At 56.8% G+C, this 16,635-nt stretch carries 18 protein-coding genes and 1 pseudogene; 9 read left to right on the top strand and 10 right to left on the bottom strand.

From position 1 onward, the window contains the following. Nucleotides 1-12: 12 nt before the first annotated feature. From ACWIKB_RS17360 to ACWIKB_RS17400, 9 genes are all read right to left on the bottom strand, one after another. Nucleotides 13-621 carry a LysE family translocator gene (locus tag ACWIKB_RS17360; RefSeq protein WP_475268393.1) on the bottom strand — a complete coding sequence of 203 codons (609 nt, stop codon included), beginning with the start codon at nucleotides 619-621 and terminating at the stop codon, nucleotides 13-15. Further along, nucleotides 614-1,255: a site-2 protease family protein gene (locus ACWIKB_RS17365; protein WP_475268395.1), complete on the bottom strand. Its 642-nt coding sequence runs from the start codon at nucleotides 1,253-1,255 to the stop codon at nucleotides 614-616. The genes ACWIKB_RS17360 and ACWIKB_RS17365 overlap by 8 nt, the downstream gene beginning before the upstream one ends. Nucleotides 1,256-1,266: 11 nt before the next feature. Next, nucleotides 1,267-2,574, bottom strand: a complete 1,308-nt coding sequence (locus ACWIKB_RS17370) for a CDP-glycerol glycerophosphotransferase family protein (protein WP_475268397.1) — start codon at nucleotides 2,572-2,574, stop codon at nucleotides 1,267-1,269. After that, on the bottom strand, nucleotides 2,571-4,415 hold the full coding sequence (locus ACWIKB_RS17375) for a sulfatase-like hydrolase/transferase (RefSeq protein WP_475268399.1): 1,845 nt from the start codon (nucleotides 4,413-4,415) through the stop codon (nucleotides 2,571-2,573). Before ACWIKB_RS17375 ends, ACWIKB_RS17370 begins: the two co-directional genes overlap by 4 nt. Continuing rightward, the gene (locus tag ACWIKB_RS17380; protein WP_475268400.1) at nucleotides 4,408-5,100 is read right to left on the bottom strand and encodes a YidC/Oxa1 family membrane protein insertase; all 693 of its coding nucleotides are present in this window, start codon (nucleotides 5,098-5,100) and stop codon (nucleotides 4,408-4,410) included. Before ACWIKB_RS17380 ends, ACWIKB_RS17375 begins: the two co-directional genes overlap by 8 nt. Nucleotides 5,101-5,108: 8 nt before the next feature. Then, the gene (locus tag ACWIKB_RS17385; protein ID WP_475268402.1) at nucleotides 5,109-5,894 is read right to left on the bottom strand and encodes a phosphocholine cytidylyltransferase family protein; all 786 of its coding nucleotides are present in this window, start codon (nucleotides 5,892-5,894) and stop codon (nucleotides 5,109-5,111) included. Nucleotides 5,895-5,907: 13 nt separating this feature from the next. Continuing rightward, a complete protein-coding gene (locus tag ACWIKB_RS17390) occupies nucleotides 5,908-7,107 on the bottom strand; it encodes a pyridoxal phosphate-dependent aminotransferase (protein ID WP_475268404.1) in 1,200 nt (399 codons plus the stop codon). Then, on the bottom strand, nucleotides 7,107-8,018 hold the full coding sequence (aepX, locus tag ACWIKB_RS17395) for a phosphoenolpyruvate mutase (protein ID WP_475268405.1): 912 nt from the start codon (nucleotides 8,016-8,018) through the stop codon (nucleotides 7,107-7,109). Before aepX ends, ACWIKB_RS17390 begins: the two co-directional genes overlap by 1 nt. Nucleotides 8,019-8,426: 408 nt before the next feature. Then, nucleotides 8,427-9,569, bottom strand: a complete 1,143-nt coding sequence (locus ACWIKB_RS17400; RefSeq protein ID WP_475268406.1) for an MFS transporter — start codon at nucleotides 9,567-9,569, stop codon at nucleotides 8,427-8,429. A 103-nt stretch (nucleotides 9,570-9,672) separates the two neighbouring features. Between ACWIKB_RS17400 and gcvA the strand changes: the two genes are divergently transcribed. From gcvA to ACWIKB_RS17430, 6 genes and pseudogenes are all read left to right on the top strand, one after another. Beyond that, nucleotides 9,673-10,584: a transcriptional regulator GcvA gene (gene gcvA / locus ACWIKB_RS17405; protein WP_475268407.1), complete on the top strand. Its 912-nt coding sequence runs from the start codon at nucleotides 9,673-9,675 to the stop codon at nucleotides 10,582-10,584. Between the two features lie 41 nt (nucleotides 10,585-10,625). Further along, nucleotides 10,626-11,051, top strand: a complete 426-nt coding sequence (locus ACWIKB_RS17410; protein ID WP_475268408.1) for a bleomycin resistance protein — start codon at nucleotides 10,626-10,628, stop codon at nucleotides 11,049-11,051. Then, nucleotides 11,036-11,620, top strand: coding sequence for a DedA family protein (locus tag ACWIKB_RS17415; RefSeq protein WP_475268409.1), 585 nt, complete (start codon nucleotides 11,036-11,038; stop codon nucleotides 11,618-11,620). Before ACWIKB_RS17410 ends, ACWIKB_RS17415 begins: the two co-directional genes overlap by 16 nt. A gap of 259 nt (nucleotides 11,621-11,879) precedes the next feature. Further along, nucleotides 11,880-12,362 (top strand): annotated as a pseudogene (locus ACWIKB_RS17420) (type 2 periplasmic-binding domain-containing protein); the annotation flags it as partial. A 75-nt stretch (nucleotides 12,363-12,437) separates the two neighbouring features. After that, nucleotides 12,438-12,692, top strand: a complete 255-nt coding sequence (locus tag ACWIKB_RS17425) for a type II toxin-antitoxin system prevent-host-death family antitoxin (protein ID WP_475268411.1) — start codon at nucleotides 12,438-12,440, stop codon at nucleotides 12,690-12,692. Next, the gene (locus ACWIKB_RS17430) at nucleotides 12,689-12,943 is read left to right on the top strand and encodes a Txe/YoeB family addiction module toxin (protein WP_475268412.1); all 255 of its coding nucleotides are present in this window, start codon (nucleotides 12,689-12,691) and stop codon (nucleotides 12,941-12,943) included. Before ACWIKB_RS17425 ends, ACWIKB_RS17430 begins: the two co-directional genes overlap by 4 nt. Before the next feature lie 8 nt (nucleotides 12,944-12,951). On the opposite strand, the gene ACWIKB_RS17435 is transcribed toward ACWIKB_RS17430, so the two are convergent. After that, complete coding sequence (locus ACWIKB_RS17435) at nucleotides 12,952-14,127, bottom strand: acetylornithine/succinylornithine family transaminase (protein ID WP_475268413.1); 1,176 nt, start codon at nucleotides 14,125-14,127, stop codon at nucleotides 12,952-12,954. Nucleotides 14,128-14,229: 102 nt separating this feature from the next. On the opposite strand from ACWIKB_RS17435, the gene ACWIKB_RS17440 reads away from it, so the two are divergent. The 3 genes from ACWIKB_RS17440 (at nucleotide 14,230) to ACWIKB_RS17450 (ending at nucleotide 16,625) form a co-directional block, all read left to right on the top strand. Beyond that, nucleotides 14,230-15,135: a LysR family transcriptional regulator gene (locus tag ACWIKB_RS17440; RefSeq protein WP_475268414.1), complete on the top strand. Its 906-nt coding sequence runs from the start codon at nucleotides 14,230-14,232 to the stop codon at nucleotides 15,133-15,135. Between the two features lie 75 nt (nucleotides 15,136-15,210). Next, nucleotides 15,211-16,224 carry a sensor domain-containing diguanylate cyclase gene (locus ACWIKB_RS17445; RefSeq protein WP_475268415.1) on the top strand — a complete coding sequence of 338 codons (1,014 nt, stop codon included), beginning with the start codon at nucleotides 15,211-15,213 and terminating at the stop codon, nucleotides 16,222-16,224. Continuing rightward, nucleotides 16,221-16,625, top strand: coding sequence for a GNAT family N-acetyltransferase (locus ACWIKB_RS17450; RefSeq protein WP_475268417.1), 405 nt, complete (start codon nucleotides 16,221-16,223; stop codon nucleotides 16,623-16,625). The genes ACWIKB_RS17445 and ACWIKB_RS17450 overlap by 4 nt, the downstream gene beginning before the upstream one ends. The last annotated feature ends 10 nt before the right edge of the window (nucleotides 16,626-16,635 follow it).

Genomic DNA, 16,635 nt, shown 5'->3' on the forward strand with positions numbered 1-16,635 from the left:
GCTTGAGTCCATCTATTTGCTGGCCGACGCCATTAGTACGCCGAAGCAAAAGAACGTGATGCCTGACAGTTTACCGACGACCCTGGCGCCCTTGTTAGTGGATAACCAGCCTCTTGCACCGTTGGCCATGAGCGCATAACCGGTATGAACAAGCACAACGAGCCCACTGTAGGACGACACCAGCAGAAAGAATTGGGTGTAGTAATTACCGTCCGGTTTGATGAACTGTGGGAATACTGCAAGAAAGAAGAAACCCGCCTTGGGGTTCAGCAACTGGATCGATAACGCTTCGACAAATCGACGCCAGGGGCGTGACGAGGTGACTTTAAGTTCAGGGATAAAACTCTTGGTGCGCCACATCTTGATGCCCAGGTACAACAAGTAAAGTGCGCCGATGTACTTGAGGATCGTAAAAGCGGTGGCCGAGGTGGCCAGGATCAGCCCTACGCTACTGGCCGAAATGCCCGCCACGACAAAAGCCCCCAACGCGATACCAAAGATCCCCGGCAGCGAACCGGTCCAGCCATGGCGCAACGAGTTGGAGATGGTCAACACCACACCAGGGCCAGGGCTCAACACCGTGAGGGTCGCCAGAATAATAAAAAGTCCATAACTAGCCATGAATGACTCCATTGGGCAACACATCCAAAAGGCACTGTGTGGCCCAGAAGATGTATCGACTTAACAATCCGGTCAGCAATAAACCGGCACCGGTGACATAGAGACAGGGATGAATCTGCTTGTAGTAATTCCACACGCGATCACTGCTCAACGCCTGAATGCAGGTCGCGCCATCCAGCGGCATGATGGGCAGCATATTGACCACGCAGAGGAATAGATTGAAGGACGCACAGGTCTCCAGAAACGCGACCAACCAGGCGTATTCCGGCACCTGGCCGCGCAAACCGATGCACAGTGCGGCCAGTGACAGGTTCGCCACCGGCCCGGCCAGTGCGGTACACAACAGTCCGGTCTTGCGTAAGGGAAAATCCTCGCTGATCGGCACCGCTTTGCCCCAACCCACCAGTGTCGAGGGCAGGGTCATCAGTGACGTCACGACGAAAACCGAAATCGGTACCACCGCCGTGCCCAGCAGCGAGCAATGCCTCAACGGATTGAGTGAAACCCTGCCGCCCGCCAATGCAGCCCTGTCGCCAAACAACGCGGCCGTCAGCGCGTGACCGGCCTCGTGTACCGTCACGGCCAGTACCAGCGCCGGGAACACGATCAATAAACCAGCCAGCACATCAGCCATGACCTGCCCCCCTACTCCGCCTGTTGCTCAAGAGCGGTGAACGCCTGACTCTCGATTTCGCGTGCCTGGATCAGTGGCTTGATCGCCTCCATGACCGGGTGCACCGCACAGCCGAAATTCACCACGTACTCGGCGCGCAAGGCGCGGATGTTGTGCTTGTAGCGTTCATCCTGAAGGAGGGTCGGCAGATAGTCCGTCAACCGCTCGACGTCTTGCTCGGTCAGGCGCAAACCGATGTCGTTCAACACCGTCAGCTCCCACGGGTCGTAAGGCAGATCGCTGGCCTCGGTGCCCTCGCGCACCGGCTCGATGCCTACGGTGATGACCGGTTTCTCGAACAGAAACGCATAGTCAAAAATCACCCCCGAGATGTCCGAGATCATCACGTCGCTCTTGGCCATGGCATCGAAAGGAATCGGCGAAAAGTCCCACTCAAGACGCGCGTTATTCGGGAACAGCGCCTGCAACCCTTCGATTAATGCCGGCTCCGAAACCAGGCTTTGTGGATGAGGACGAATGATCAGGTTGATGTCTTGCTGCGCCAGCCCTTGAAGAAACTTGCTGCCGTGCAGGTTCAACAAACCGTTGCGCCCCCAAGTCGGCGCCAGCAGAACGGTTTTGACTGCGGTCACACGCTCCGGAGCCAGGTTGTGCAATTGGCTGACCAGATCATCGTAATAAAGGCACCCGCCCATGATCAGTTGCTTGGGCTTAGAACCGCGCAACTGCTCCAGGAAGCGCAATGTGCGCTCCTGATGAGGGCCATTGATCACCACAGAATCGAAGTAATCAAAGGAGTAAGGCCGGTTGAACGCTTTGTCGGTCGGGGCGTGAACCAGGTGCATGTAGTGCTTCACCTGTTTTGAGCGCTTGAACTGCATCACGTCCAGCCCAGGCGTGGTCGAGATGCACACATCAGCCTTGAGCCGGGCAAGCAGCGCCCAAGCCTTGTGGCCATCGCCGATGAAGCAGGCACTCAGGTCAGGATGGGCAGTCAGGCCGGGATCGTTGCTGTCGGAACTCAAGTACAGCGTCTTGATACGGGCTTTGGACAGCTGCGCCAACAAGGGTTTGAACGTGCCGTAATAGCGTGCGCCTTCGGAATAAATCACCACGGACCACGTGTCGAGCACGCTTCGCTCGGCCGAGCCGATCTTGCCTTTGGTCGCCCCGGTCAACTTGTAATAGATGCCTTTGGCCGAGTAGAAAACCGTCGTGACCACCCCGGCAATCAACGAGAACAGCAAGCTACCGGTGCCTGGATCAAGATAAAGGCCGACAAAGGGAGTCGCCACCGCGTTTTCCAGCAAAAGGGTCATTGCAATTTGCTCCAGTTGGCCGGAATCGACACGTCGTCCTTCACTTCATACGTGTTGAGAATCTTGTAGGAGTCGGCGTTCTGCCCTTGGGGTTGCCACGGGGTTTCGTACAACTTCACTGGCTCTGTCAGCGGTTTGTAGGTGATGCGATTGCCGGTGTTACGGTCCACACACCCGCCGATGACCTGACAGACAATGCCCGGCACGCTGGCATTGGAAATGAACTCGCGACTTTCTTGCGGCACGCCGTGGGCGCCGAAGGGTTTGATCAGCAACAGGTTCTGGAACTGCGAATACACTTCCTGTTTTTCGGCATCGTGGAAGCCGTCCAGCAGCGGGTTGCGCGAAGGCCAGCCATGGTCGGAGACCAGCACAAACATGGTGTTGTCATAGATACCCTGCTGTTTGAACCAGTCCAGGTATTTAGTCACACCGCTCATGGCGCAATAAAACGTGTCGTAGATTTCGGCGGTGTCTTCGCTCTTGAAGAACTCAAGTTCCTGCGGGGTGGTTTTCAGGTTTTTGTTGGGTATGCAGCTCTCATCCAGCTTAAGCACCGCGCGGGTGATGTTGTTGGCCATAAAGGTAAAGGTCGGGCCAGGGGCGGCAGTATCGGAAATACTTGGAAGTGCCAACAGCGAGAAGTAGTTTTCGAGAAACTTGTCTTCCCGCTTCCACCAGGACAGCGAGGCACCTTGCCAGTTTCCGGCGTCATACACCTGCCCTTTCACGGCGTTGGGTACCGCCTTGTAGATCGAAATGGCCAGGTACTGCTTGAACACACCCCACAAGTATTCGGTGTGTTTGCCGGACATATGTTTGTTGGTTTCCTGCCGGCCGATGGTGTCGATGACATGGATGCAATCACCGGCGCGCCCCGCAACGAATTTATTGCAGTCGCCACGGCGGGCAAAGCCATACCAGAACGGGTCGACGTATTTAACGCCATAGCCCTTGGCGGCAAAGTTTTCCGGATAGAGCATGTAAGCCTGGTTGATCTTGTCTTCCAGGTTGCCGGGGCGATCATTAATGTTGGCTGCGGTGTAATCGAAACCGCCAAACACCGCCGGCAATGCGTTGAACGTCCGGTTGCCGGTGGACACCACGTTGGAATACCAGGTGAAACCACTCAGGCGTTCGGACATGCCGGCATCACTTTTCAGCAACTTGGGGACGTAACCGGCCATGGAGCCGTCAATCATCAACACGACGATGTTTTTCTCGGTTTTCGAGAACGAGATCGTTTCTTTGCCATCGTTACCCGGCGGCGGGATTGCCCCAATTTTCGAGGCCAGTGTGTAACCCGCAAACAAGGCATAGGCTGCGCAGATCAATACAAATAGCGTGAGGAACTTACCCGCCTGCACAGCGAAACTTTTCAGCACGATCAACGCTGCCAGCAATGCACCGATACACACGGCAACGTCGACAACCAGGTGCTGCCGGGAAACCACCAGGGCTTTGGGGTCAGAGAATTTGAAGTTGTCGATCATCCCCGCATCCAGCGGCAGGAAAAAGCTATAGGCGATACCAACGATCAGCGCCCATAACCCGATCACCGTCAGGACAGAAATCACATGGCGATGTGAAACCGCGCCAATGACAAAGATCAGCGCCAGGTACGCCACAAACACCACCGCATGGGTCGCGGCATAGATCGTCAAGTAGCCACTGAGGCCCGTGACATCGTCCTCGAAACTGGTCAGCGCCAGAGGCGTGGCCAGAAACAGCAGCAGATAAAGCGCTGCGTAAGCCAGAAAAAACAGCTTGAGTGGTTTTTCCCGGGTCTGCGCCACGGCATTCGCCCCCACGGCATACGCGGGGCTCGTTGAATTAAGCATTGGAAATCCTTCGAAGTGTCGAGTCGGGTCGGGCAACGCGATAGACAATATTTTTTATTAGCGAGAAGAGGTTATTGCAGATCCAATACAGCACCAGCCCCGCTGGAGAGGTGTACAGCAGGACAAAAAACACCATCGCCACGATCCAGGTTTGCATGCGCTCCTGGGACGAAAGATCACGGCTGTAAATGTAGGCCGAGATCAGATTGATCACGGTCATGACAATGGGCAGCAGATTGACGCCACCCAACAACGCATCTGGCGCGCCGAGATTGGCGATACCCAGGAAACTCTTTTCCCGGATCGGCGGGTAATCGCTCAGCAAGCCATAGGCGGCGATGAACACCGGCACTTGAATCAACAACGGCACCAGGCCTCGCAGTGCGAAAACCGGGTGATAGTGATGTTGCCGGTACAGGGCCGAGATCATCATGTGCCGTTCATAACCACTGAAGCAGCGTTTGAACTCCTGAACTTTCGGCTCCATTTTTGCCCGGGCCAAGCGCTCTTTGTTCTGCACTTTTTCAGCAAAGTGGTAGACCGGCAGCAACACGAAGTTGAACACCAGGCTGAGGACGACAATCGACGCCCCGAAGCTCTGGGTTCGGGTGTAGCTGGTGTCCAGTACCCATTGAAAACAATGGGCGATGGGCAAGATCAAGACCTCATAGAGAACAGCAAACATGGCTCACCTCAGGAAAGAATCAGCGCCGAGGTGCCGAAAATTTCGTTGGCGATCTCCAGGTCCTCGGCCGTATCGACTTCGAACCATTTCTCATGGCTGACCAGCACAGGCCGAATCACATAGTCATTCTTGATCAAACTATCCATCGCGTATTCCAGGGGTGCCTTGACGCCGTGAACGTCGACAGTGGCCTGGATATGTTCCTGCAACGTGGCGACTGCCTGCGCTGTCATCGCAGTGATATTCACGGTCTTGAATGACGTCAGCAGCGGGAAGTCGGCATCACGTACCGATTCATGCCGCCACGCCGTGACTTTCTGGGTGTCGATCAAGGCAAAGGTGCCGGTCAGTTCGGTGGAGTACGGTGCCAGAATCGTGGAGAACTCGTTCTCGTCCAGGGTTTGCAGGGATGCCAGTGACCGCGTGACAAGCGAGTCCTCGACCACAACATCACCCTCGAACACCACCACGTCGTGACCTTGCGGCACCGCACTCAGGCACAGTTTCAGGGAGTAGACCGAGCCCGTGCGCGCGTAGATCGGGTTATGGACGAAGACCGTCGAAATATCGGGATGGTTACTGCGGATGTAGCTTTCCAGCACATCGGCCAGATAGCCGACGCCCATGATGACGTTCGCCACCTTGTGCGACTCAAGTTGCGTCAGCAAACGGGTAATGATGGTTTTGCCGGCCACTTCGATCAGGCATTTGTTTTTCGATAGCGTCTGATCTTCCAGGCGAGAACCCAGGCCCGCCGCCAGAATAATCACTGAAACAGGGTTTTCCTTTGTCATATCGGGGCGCTCCTCAGTTAAATTTTCCGAAAAACTCAGCCAGACGCTGCATGCCGACTTCAACATCGGCATCACTTACCGCGTAGGAAATGCGAATGCCGCTGGCGTCACCAAAACCGGCGCCAGACACCACGGCCACCTTCGCTTCCGCCAGGATCAACTCGACCAGCGCGTCCGTGGTCGGCACAGGCTTGCCGTTGTACTGCCGACCGATAAACCACTGGATATTGGCAAAGACATAGAACGCGCCTTCTGCCTTCGCCGAGCCAAGATGCTCGATGTGGGCCAGGGCGTTTTGAATGACGAGCAAGCGTCGATCAAGGATCGCGTTGGCGGTATTGATGAAGTCCGTGGAGTGTTCCAACGCCTTGGATACCGCCACTTGCGCGACCACATTCGGGTTGGAAGTGGTATGGCCCTGAAGATTTTCCATGGCCTTGATCACGTCCACCGGGCCGCTCGCATACCCCAGCCGCCAGCCGGTCAAGGCCATGCTCTTGGAGAACGAATTGATGATGACCGTACGTTCTTTCAACGCTGGAATCAGCGAGACAATGTTGTGGTGCTGCCCGCCATGGCGGATCAGTCGGGAATAGCACTCGTCATAGATAATCCACAGGTCGTGCTGGATCGCCAGATCGCCGATCTTGCGCAATTCGGCCTCGTCGTAGACCGCGCCGGTCGGGTTGTTCGGCGTGTTGATCAGGATGGCCTTGGTGCGCGGCGTAATCGCGGCGCCGATCAGGTCCGCCGTCAACTTGTAGTGGTCCGGTTTGGTATCAACCAACACCGGTTTACCGCCCGCCAACTCGATCTGGGTAGGGAACGTCACCCAGTAAGGGATCGGAATGATCACTTCATCACCCGGATTGATCAGCACCATTGCGGTGTTGTACAACGCCTGCTTGGCTCCGGCGGTCATCCCCACTTCGTTCCAGGCGTAATCAACCCCAAGCTCCGTCGAAATGTGCGCGGCCAGTTGCTCACGGATCTTTTTTTCGCCCAGCGCCGGGGTGTAGGTGTTGCACTTGCCCTGAATGGCCTCGATCGCGGCTTTTTTCAGACTCTCGAGCGTGTCGAAATCGAGTTCACCGGCAGCGAAGTTGATGATCGATTCACCCTTTTCTTTCAGCTCGTTGGCAATGCTGCGCATGCGTGAAGTGCTGGGCGCAACCACCTGAGCGTTGCGATCGGCCAAAGACAGTTTTTTCATTATTTTGTACCGGGAATGAGTTCGAGGATTTCTTTGATCGACAGGCAACTGGGTTCAACTTCCAGCGTACGGCCCGAAAACAATATGCTGTCGGCTACCGTCCTCATCGCCATGTAAGCCGAGCGCAACATATGGTTCGCATAAATAACGACATTAAAACCTTCAGCTTCCAGCGCCTCGAACGAGATACTTGAATAACTGGTCGGCACGCAGACCAGTGGCACCGCTGGATGATGTTTACGAAAACGCTTGGCGAATTCGAATATTTCATCAGGCGACTCTTTACGACTATGAATCATCACGCCATCGGCACCGGCGGCAACATAAGCATCGGCACGCGTCAATGCATCTTCGATACCGGCATCGAGAATCAAACTTTCGATGCGCGCGATAATCATGAAGTCCGTGGATATCTGTGCCTGCTTACCGATTCGAATCTTGTTGCAGAAGTCTTCGATACTTTCCTGCTGCTGGAATACATCGTTGCCAAACAGCGAGTTCTTCTTCAACCCGGTCTTGTCTTCGATGATCACCGCAGAAACACCCAGGCGCTCCAGCGAACGGACGTCATAGGCAAAGTGTTCGGGCTTGCCGCCAGTGTCTCCGTCCATGATCAGCGGTTTGCGGGTCACTTCGAAAATATCATTTACGTTGCTCAGGCGGTCTTTGATCGCCAACACTTCAATGTCCGGCTTTCCGCGAGCGGTGGAGTCCGTCAAAGAACTCGACCAGAAGCCATCGTATTCGCGGGTTTGCCCGTCAACCGTTTGCGATGCATTCTCGGCCAATATGGCGGAAATAGGATTGTGTGCTTCAAGAAAACGCAGGCAACGCTTTTCAGCCAACAAACTTCTTAACGCTGCACTTCTGCGATCGGCAGAAATAAACTTGGACACGGCGTCACGACTCATACTTTTCCCCAGGCAATAGTTGACTGTTACGCCGAAACTAAATATCGACGCTCAGAGAGTGTTTTTTTATTTAATACAAACCTGGCTAATAATCAGGATACTTATTCATATGATTCCCTTCATCACTGGCCAACCCCATTGAAAGTGCGCTCAACGCCGATGTAAAAAACCACAGCCATCATTCGAACGCAATAAATTATTACAGTTTGATTAGCGTTTTTTTACTATTCGAATCATGACGTATCTCTAAAACACAGGTTCGTTTACTTATTATTTTTTCAACCCAACTATCCACCGTTGCGGCACCCCGTGATTTACAAGGCCTCGCCGACTTTCCCGCTACACCCCAGCCCTCAACTTGGATAATCGCAGGGGCTTAATTAACTAAACTCACAAGTCGCACCCTGACTACTGCGTTATCTCCAGCGCGACCCTGTTTCGTTGGGTGCAGGCCAGTGCGCTGACGGCCAGACACAACGCTGCAACCGAATACACCCACACCGACGGCGCCAGCGGCAACAGCAAACCGGCAAGCAACGGACCCATGCCTGCCCCGACGTCACGCCAGACCGCGTTGGCTGCAAGCGCCCGAACCCGCCCGACGCCGGGATGAAGTTGCGCAACGACGGTCACCACCAAGGGCAACTGTAGCGCTCGCAACACCAGCACCAGAGCCCCGCCCACCACCAACCAGTGACTGCCAAATCCTGCGAGGGCCATCGAGGTCATTAGCGAAAAGACAATCAGCATTCGCGTCGCGCCCCAACGCTGCGCCGCCGCCCCGCCAAACGGGCTGAGCAGCATCTCCGACACATAGCGCAAGGCCAGAAGCACACCGGCCACCAACACTGCGTTGCCCGCCATCAACTGCTGCGCCTGCAGTGAAAGGCCAAAAATAAAGAGCCCGTCCAGTGTCAGCCCTTCGATAAACGACCAGACCGCGACGCTGTCCGGGCGCCGAAATCGCCGCGTCGTGGTCGGCATTGGATGGGCCGCCGACGGCAAGCCGTTCGCCAGCCACATCCCGATCAACGCGGCCACGCCCATCAGGAAAAAAATCACCCGCGGTCCATAGGCCATGCAAAGCACCGCCCCCAGTGGCAGCGCCAGCATGGGACCAGCGGCAATCAGCGCCCGCGAACGCCCGGTGCGGCGTGCGGCGCCCGTGGGTTCCGCTGTCGCCATGACCTGCGTGGACAAATTCAGCGCGGCATAGGACAACCCCCAACCCAGACGCAACAGCAATAATGCCCAGAACCCCGAAAGCGTCGCATAACCCAAGGCACAAAGCGCCGCAGTCCCGGCGGCCAGCAAGGATGCCGGTCGATCGCCCTTGCTCGCATAAAAATCCATGACGTAGCGGTAACCGAAAATCCTCACCAGCCGGTTGGCGGCCAGCAGGATGCCTGCTTGCGCCAGGTTGATTCCGAAGGCTTCAGGCTGCATGGGCAACAGCAAATACAGCAGCGTGTCGGCGGGCAGGCAAAGACCCAAAATGGAGGCGGCTCGAATTGAGTTTCGATCAGCAGCATGGGTACTTTTAACTGACATTGGGTCAACGGCCGGCAAGACAAAGAGCGGCCTTCAGATTGGCGTGAAGCGAGAACGCTGACAAACGCTTTAATTGCGCCTCATATGTGACTAAATTAGACACATGATTTCAGACCTCCCCCCCTTGAACGCCGTCCGCGCCTTTGCCGCTGCCGCTCGCCATCAGAGTTTCAGCCTGGCGGCCGAAGAGCTGCATGTCAGCCACAGCGCCGTCAGCCGTCACATAAAGCTGCTCGAAGAACATCTGGGTGTGCAGCTCTTCGAGCGTCGAACCCGGCAATCGTCGCTCACGCCCGCCGGCCAGACGTTTTATGAGCAGGTCAACATTGCCCTGACGCAGATCGCCAACGCCGCTACCGCACTGACCCGCGGCGCCTCATTGCGCAAGGTAACCATCAACGTGCGCCCATCCTTTGCGGTGCGATGGCTGATCCCGCGGTTGCCGAATTTCATGGCGCTGTATCCGGATATCCAGCCCGAAGTGGTCACCAGCACCCTGCCGCCGGATCAATCCCGCGAAACATTTGACGTGGTCATTCGCCGGGGACATTCCGGGTGGTCATCCAATGTTCAACCGCAAGTATTGCTGGAAGATGACATGGTGCTGGTCGCGGCACCGTCGCTGCTGCAAACCGTGCCGTTGAACAGTGCCCAGGATCTGGTCCGTCACACGCTCCTGGCAGGCAGAACCCGCGCCACGGACTGGAAAAACTGGGCCGAACACGCCGGCATCGCGCAATTGCGCAATCAACCCACCCTGCAATTCGATCACATGCACCTGGTATTGCAGGCCGCCGTCGATGGGCTCGGCGTCGCGTTGTGCCCGGCATCACTGCTGGGCAAAGACTTGTCCACAGGACGGCTGATCTGTCCGCTGCCTTCCCTGCGCCTGCCGCTGACCCGCTACTACTATGGCGTCTCCCAGGAGGCTGCGGCCGAAACGCAGTTCTTTATCGACTGGATGTTTTCGCATATCCATCAAGACGCGACTGCTCGCACACTAAGCGCAACATAACGAACCGATTGAAGCCAATTACGCGTTTATCAAGGATGCCTATGTTTGCACGGAGCAAGTTAGTCCCCGAATTAATGGTCACCTATATTCAAAAAAGCCTGCACTTCTGGACGTCACTGATCGGTTTCAATATCGCCTACGAACGCCCCGGCTTTGCGTACCTCGATCTACAGGGCGTCCAGCTTATGCTCGAGCAATACGATCCCGACGAAGGCCAATGGCTGACCGGCCCATTGGAAACACCGCTAGGCCGCGGCATCAACTTTCAGATCACCGTCAATTCAGTTGAACCCATTCTTCAGCGACTGGCCAAAGTTCAATGGCCGTTGTTTCGCCCCTGCGCCGATGTCTGGTATCGCGCGGACGCAGTGGAAGTCGGTCAACGGGAATTTCTGGTGCAGGACCCGGACGGCTATCTGGTTCGGTTGGTGGAAAGTCTGGGGGAGCGGCCGTGTTTGAACACATAGATCTCAACTATCTGCTCGGCACTTACGGCTATTGGGCGGTGTTCTTCGGCTGTTTGCTGGAGGGCGAAACCATTCTGATTCTGGGCGGGATGGCGGCGCATCAGCATTTGCTGCACCTATGGCCGGTGATTGGCTGGGCCAGCCTGGGTGGCATGCTGGGGGATCAGTTACTGTTCTGGAGCGGACGCTATTTCGGCGGACGGCTGTTGCCACGCCTGCATCGTCAACAAGCGGCGATTGATCGCGTGACGGGGTTGATCGCGCGTTATCCGTCGACTTCGGTGTTTGCCGTGCGCTTTCTGTATGGCATGCGGCTGGTGGGGCCGATGGTCATTGGGGCCAGTGGTCTGTCACCGTTGCGGTTCACGCTTCTGAATGCGTTGGGCGCGGTAGTCTGGGCCACGGTGTTCGCCAGTGCCGGATATTGGGCTGGTGAGGCGCTGGAAACGATGCTGGGCAATTTGAAACCTTATCGACTGCCGATTGCGCTGGGGGTTTTAGTGTTGGCGGTGGTGATTGCGCTGGTTCGGCATTGGCGGGTGAAAAAGAAAGCACGCCAGCCCAAGTGATCGCACATCCTTAAAGTTTGGGAGCACTATGTTGCTCACTTTTCACGCCTACGAACTTGAACCTTGAGAGCGCCCAACCACCTCAATGCCCTGCGGGCCTTCGAATCAGCGGCCCGGCACGACTGGAACTGACCGATGAGGCGCGGGCGGTGTTATCGGATTTGCAGACCGGCTTCGACTTTCTCGCCTCGCCGTGGAAAGCTCAAGGCGGGAGGCGCCGCCACGTCCATCAGCGTGACCGTACCTACCTCCTGCGTTTGCCGATAAGTGGTTGCTGGCGCGGGTCGAAGGCTTTCAGGCTTTGTATCCGCAATACGAATTGCGCCTGGACACCAACGGCAAACTGGTGGATTTCACCACCGAACGCATCGACCTTGGTATTCGTTTCGGCCATGGTCATTGGCCCGGTTTGCAGATCAACGATTCCGCAGCGGTGCTGCAAACGGCGATTTCAGGCAATGGCATGGCACTGGGCAGAAGCAGCCTGGTAGCGGCTGACCTGGCAGCCGGGAGACCGATCCGACCGTTAGGAGAAGCTCAGCCCTGTGAGATGCCTGGCCGTGCATTCACTATCGCGATCGGCCGTTGGGGTCACAACGCACAAGATCTGTGGGGGTGGGATAGAAAAACTTGGGTGCGGGTGGATGGCGGGATTATAGGAAGGGGATTACAGGGGTCGCAGAAATGTCTCAACGAAGCTTCGGCGATACTCAACGCAGTCGCGGATACGTCATCCGCTTAATGACCACTCGTAGCTATCGCCCTTTCATCCTGTACTCATTTCTGTACGTTCTTTGCATTGAGCGAGGACTACACCATGCAAACCATTAACTACACCACTGCGCGTGCACACTTGGCTGAAACCATGGATCGGGTCAACGAAGATCGTGCGCCATTGTTGGTAACTCGCCAGAAGGGCGAACCGGTTGTGATGATGTCACTAGCAGAGTACAACGCGCTCGAAGAGACCGCGTACTTGCTCCGTTCCCCAGCCAATGCTGAACGCTTGATCAAATCGATCGGCAACCTACGAGCAGGGAAAACCAAAGCCAGGCACCTTATCGAAGAATGAATATCGAGTTCACTCCTGAAGGCTGGGACGACTATTTATGGTTCCCGCAAAACGATAAAGCCGGGCTCAAACGAATCAACTTGTTGATCAAAGCGATTCAGCGTGAGCCTTTCAATGGCCCCGGAAAACCTGAGCCCCTCAAACACAATCTGAGCGGCTTCTGGTCTCGACGGATTACAGCGGAGCATCGCTTGGTCTATGCGATCGATGCTGACGCGATACAGATAGTGATGTGCAGATATCATTACTGAGCACATTTTCAGCTCGGTTTAACCGCCCGGCAAACCCCTCTGACAATCATCTCCACTTCCCGCTCATCAATCGTCAACGGTGGCAGCAGGCGAATGGTTTTGCCGCGTGTCACGTTGATCAGCAAGCCGTGATCCCGGGCAGCGATCAGGGTCAGGTCGCGGATCGGTTGAGCGAGTTCGATGCCGATCATCAAGCCTTGGCCGCGAATCGCCAGAACGTTCGGATCGTCGGCCAGTTCGACGCGCAATCTGGCGAGCAGGCGTTCACCTTGCAGTCGGGCGTTTTCCAGCAGGCCTTGTTCTTCGATGATGTCCAGCACGGTGCAACCAACCCGGCAGGCCAGTGGATTGCCGCCGAAGGTGCTGCCATGACTGCCGGGGGTGAACAGTTCGGCGGCGCGGCCCCGGGCCAGGCAAGCGCCGATTGGGACACCGTTGCCCAGGCCTTTGGCCAGGGTCATGACGTCCGGGACGATGCCTTCGTGCTGGAACGCGAACCACTGGCCGGTGCGGCCGATGCCGGTCTGGATTTCGTCGAGCATCAGTAGCCACGAGCGCCGGTTGCACAGTTCGCGTAGCGCCTTGAGGTAACCGGCCGGCGCCAGTTGCACGCCGCTTTCGCCCTGAATCGGCTCCATCAGAATCGCCACGATTCTTGGGCCGTGAGCCTGCTGTACTTCGTCCAATGCCTTGAGGTCGCCGAACGGCACTTTGACGAAATCCCCCGGCAGTTCATTGAAACCCAGGCGGACCGCCGGGCCGTCGCTGGCGGACAAGGTGCCTAGGGTGCGGCCGTGAAAGGCATTTTCCATGACCACCACCAGCGGTTGCTCGATGCCTTTGTGCCAGCCGTATAGCCGTGCGAGTTTCAGAGCCGTCTCGTTGGCTTCGGCGCCCGAGTTGTTGAAAAACGCTCGGTCCATGCCCGAGAGTCGGGTCAGTTTCTGCGCCAGTTGTTGTTGCCAGTCGATGCTGTAGAGATTCGATGTGTGCAGTAACAACCCGGCCTGCTCGCTGATGGCCGCGACGATTTTCGGGTGAGAGTGGCCAACGTTGGTCACCGCCACGCCCGCCACCGCATCCAGATATTCTCGACCGGCCTGGTCCCACAGGCGCGTGCCCAGGCCTTTGCTGAAACTCAGGGCCAAGGGTTGGTAAGTGCTCATCAGGCAGGCGGCGGTCATGACATCAAGCTCCATCAATTGTCGGTGTTTTTGCAGTATGGTTAGCCACCTGAGCTGGATAAACGCCGCAATACTTCAATCATTTAAAAGCTGGGCTTGATAATGGATTTGTTTCAGGCAATGACCGTTTACGTTCGCGTGGTGGAAACCGGCAGCATGACCGCCGCCGCGTTGCAGTGTGAAATGTCCACGACCATGGTCGGCAATCACTTGCGCGCCCTGGAACAACGGCTCGGCGTACGCTTGCTTAACCGCACGACACGGAGCCAGCGTCTGACGGAGTTTGGCACCGCGTATTACCAGCGCTGCCTTGAAGTATTGGGGTCGGTGGCTGATTCCGAACGATTGGCGGAACAGGCCCTTGATGGACCCAGCGGTACGTTGCGCATTGCCGCGCCGCTTACGTTTGGCACCGAACGACTGGCACCGGCGCTCAGTGAATTCTCTTTGCGCTGCCCGCAGGTCAAGTTGGACGTCGTGCTAACCAACTGCCGTCCAGCGCTGCTGGAAAACGGTTTCGATGTGGCGATTCGCCTGGGCGCCATCGAGTCGTCCAACCTGATTGCCCGCCCATTGATCGATTACACCCTGACCATGTGCGCCTCGAAGGCGTATTTGGCGCGCCGGGGCACCCCGCAGAAACCCGAAGACCTACGGCACCACGACTGCCTGGCCTTCGCTTACCCGGAAGACGATGACTGGCGTTCGGTGGAAAAACAATGGCGCCTGACCGGCCCGGAAGGCGAAGTGATGGTCGCCGTCAGCGGTTCGATGCTGATCAACAGCTCGGCCGGCCTACACCAAGCGGCGCGAACCGGCATGGGCATCGTGATGGTGCCCGATGCGCTGGTCGAACAAGACCTCAGGGACGGCAAACTGGTGGCGCTGATGCAGGATTACCAACTGCCGAGCCGACCGATGAACCTGGTGTACACCCAGGATCGCTACCGTTTGCCGAAACTGCGTAGCTTCGTCGACTTCGCCATGCAGATGTGGGGCAAGCACTAGCCGCGCCAATGCCCCATGGACTAATCTGCTCGACGGGCGAGTCACATCGATATAGGGGCGGCAAGGAGAGCGGTGATGGGCGACGCAACGGATATCGAGCCGTTGAAGTTCAATCTGTCGGACTTCAACGAAGACATGCTGCACACCATTATGGAACTGGTCAGCGACGGCATCTGGGACTGGAATGCCAACACCGGATTCGTCTACCGCAACCCCGGGTGGTACGAGATGCTCGGCTACACGCCGCACTCTCTGGAAAACAGCGTGCTGACCTGGGAAACCGTGATGCATCCCGACGATTATTCGCGGGTCATGGCGTTGTTCGATGACTACCTGAGTCAGCGCGCGCCCGGCTATCAGGCCGAGTATCGTTGCCGCCGAAAGGATGGCTCTTACACCTGGATCGAAGATCGCGGCTATATCCTGGCGCGCAATGCCGATGGCTCGGTCGCGCGGATGGTCGGAGCGCATCGCAGCATCGAAGACAAGAAGCGTCTGCTCGAAGAACTGGAGCGGCGCAATCACTCTCTCGAAGCCCTCGTCGAAGAACGTACCCGGGAGCTGTCCAGGGTCAATCAGCAACTGCAAATCCAACTCGAAGAAAACCGCAAACTGGCCGAGACCGATGCCCTGACTTCAGTCGCCAATCGCTATCGCCTGGAAAAAGCCCTGCCCCAGGAATGCGACCGGGCCCAGCGCTTCCGCCAACCGCTGTCGCTGATTGCCATGGACATCGACGACTTCAAGAACATCAATGATCACTATGGCCACGCGCTGGGCGATGCGGCGTTGGTCCAAGTGGTCGAGTGCCTGAAAAGCTGCGTGCGCGACGGTGACTTGCTGTCTCGCTGGGGCGGCGACGAATTCATCCTGATCCTGCCCAATACCCCGCTGGTCGATGCCCGAGGGGTCGCGGAAAAAATCCGTCAGGGCCTGACGAGTTTGCTGCCCGTGGGGGACTTTCAAGTGACCCTGAGTTTTGGGGTGGTTCAGCGCTTTGACGAGGAACAACAGACCGGCCTCCTGGCCAGGGCCGATCAGGCGCTGTATCGCTCGAAAGTGATGGGCAAAAATGTGATTTCGGGATGAATGCGGTTATGCAAATCCGTGATCTGAAGCCTTCGGATGTCGAATCCGTGAGACTGTTTCTTGGGCAGAACGGCTGGGGCCATCGGACCGGTTCAGCCGAACATTTCGCACAACTGATCGCCAACTCCCAACGCACGGCTCTTGCCGTAATGGACTCGCAAATTGTCGGATTTGCCCGAGGCATTAGCGACGGACTGTCCAACGGTTATCTGTCGATGGTGGTCGTGAGTGGGCAACATCGACGCCAAGGTGTAGGTCGTGCACTGGTTGAGCACGTCATGGGTGAAAACTCCGACATCACCTGGGTTCTACGCGCCGGCCGGGAAGGTGCTTCGGAGTTTTTCTCCAGTCTGGGTTTTAAGGCATCGAGCATTGCCATGGAGCGTCCGCGAGGCGGATAGCCCGATGTGC

The organism is Pseudomonas sp. 5Vm1k (genome assembly GCF_056161485.1).

Bases quoted from the DNA above. Each gene is read 5' to 3' on its own strand.
- ACWIKB_RS17360 (WP_475268393.1), bottom strand. From the start codon at position 621: ATGGCTAGTTATGGACTTTTTATTATTCTGGCGACCCTCACGGTGTTG.
- ACWIKB_RS17365 (WP_475268395.1), bottom strand. From the start codon at position 1,255: ATGGCTGATGTGCTGGCTGGTTTATTGATCGTGTTCCCGGCGCTGGTA.
- ACWIKB_RS17370 (WP_475268397.1), bottom strand. From the start codon at position 2,574: ATGACCCTTTTGCTGGAAAACGCGGTGGCGACTCCCTTTGTCGGCCTT.
- ACWIKB_RS17375 (WP_475268399.1), bottom strand. From the start codon at position 4,415: ATGCTTAATTCAACGAGCCCCGCGTATGCCGTGGGGGCGAATGCCGTG.
- ACWIKB_RS17380 (WP_475268400.1), bottom strand. From the start codon at position 5,100: ATGTTTGCTGTTCTCTATGAGGTCTTGATCTTGCCCATCGCCCATTGT.
- ACWIKB_RS17385 (WP_475268402.1), bottom strand. From the start codon at position 5,894: ATGACAAAGGAAAACCCTGTTTCAGTGATTATTCTGGCGGCGGGCCTG.
- ACWIKB_RS17390 (WP_475268404.1), bottom strand. From the start codon at position 7,107: ATGAAAAAACTGTCTTTGGCCGATCGCAACGCTCAGGTGGTTGCGCCC.
- aepX (WP_475268405.1), bottom strand. From the start codon at position 8,018: ATGAGTCGTGACGCCGTGTCCAAGTTTATTTCTGCCGATCGCAGAAGT.
- ACWIKB_RS17400 (WP_475268406.1), bottom strand. From the start codon at position 9,569: ATGTCAGTTAAAAGTACCCATGCTGCTGATCGAAACTCAATTCGAGCC.
- gcvA (WP_475268407.1), top strand. From the start codon at position 9,673: ATGATTTCAGACCTCCCCCCCTTGAACGCCGTCCGCGCCTTTGCCGCT.
- ACWIKB_RS17410 (WP_475268408.1), top strand. From the start codon at position 10,626: ATGTTTGCACGGAGCAAGTTAGTCCCCGAATTAATGGTCACCTATATT.
- ACWIKB_RS17425 (WP_475268411.1), top strand. From the start codon at position 12,438: ATGCAAACCATTAACTACACCACTGCGCGTGCACACTTGGCTGAAACC.
- ACWIKB_RS17430 (WP_475268412.1), top strand. From the start codon at position 12,689: ATGAATATCGAGTTCACTCCTGAAGGCTGGGACGACTATTTATGGTTC.
- ACWIKB_RS17435 (WP_475268413.1), bottom strand. From the start codon at position 14,127: ATGACCGCCGCCTGCCTGATGAGCACTTACCAACCCTTGGCCCTGAGT.
- ACWIKB_RS17440 (WP_475268414.1), top strand. From the start codon at position 14,230: ATGGATTTGTTTCAGGCAATGACCGTTTACGTTCGCGTGGTGGAAACC.
- ACWIKB_RS17445 (WP_475268415.1), top strand. From the start codon at position 15,211: ATGGGCGACGCAACGGATATCGAGCCGTTGAAGTTCAATCTGTCGGAC.
- ACWIKB_RS17450 (WP_475268417.1), top strand. From the start codon at position 16,221: ATGAATGCGGTTATGCAAATCCGTGATCTGAAGCCTTCGGATGTCGAA.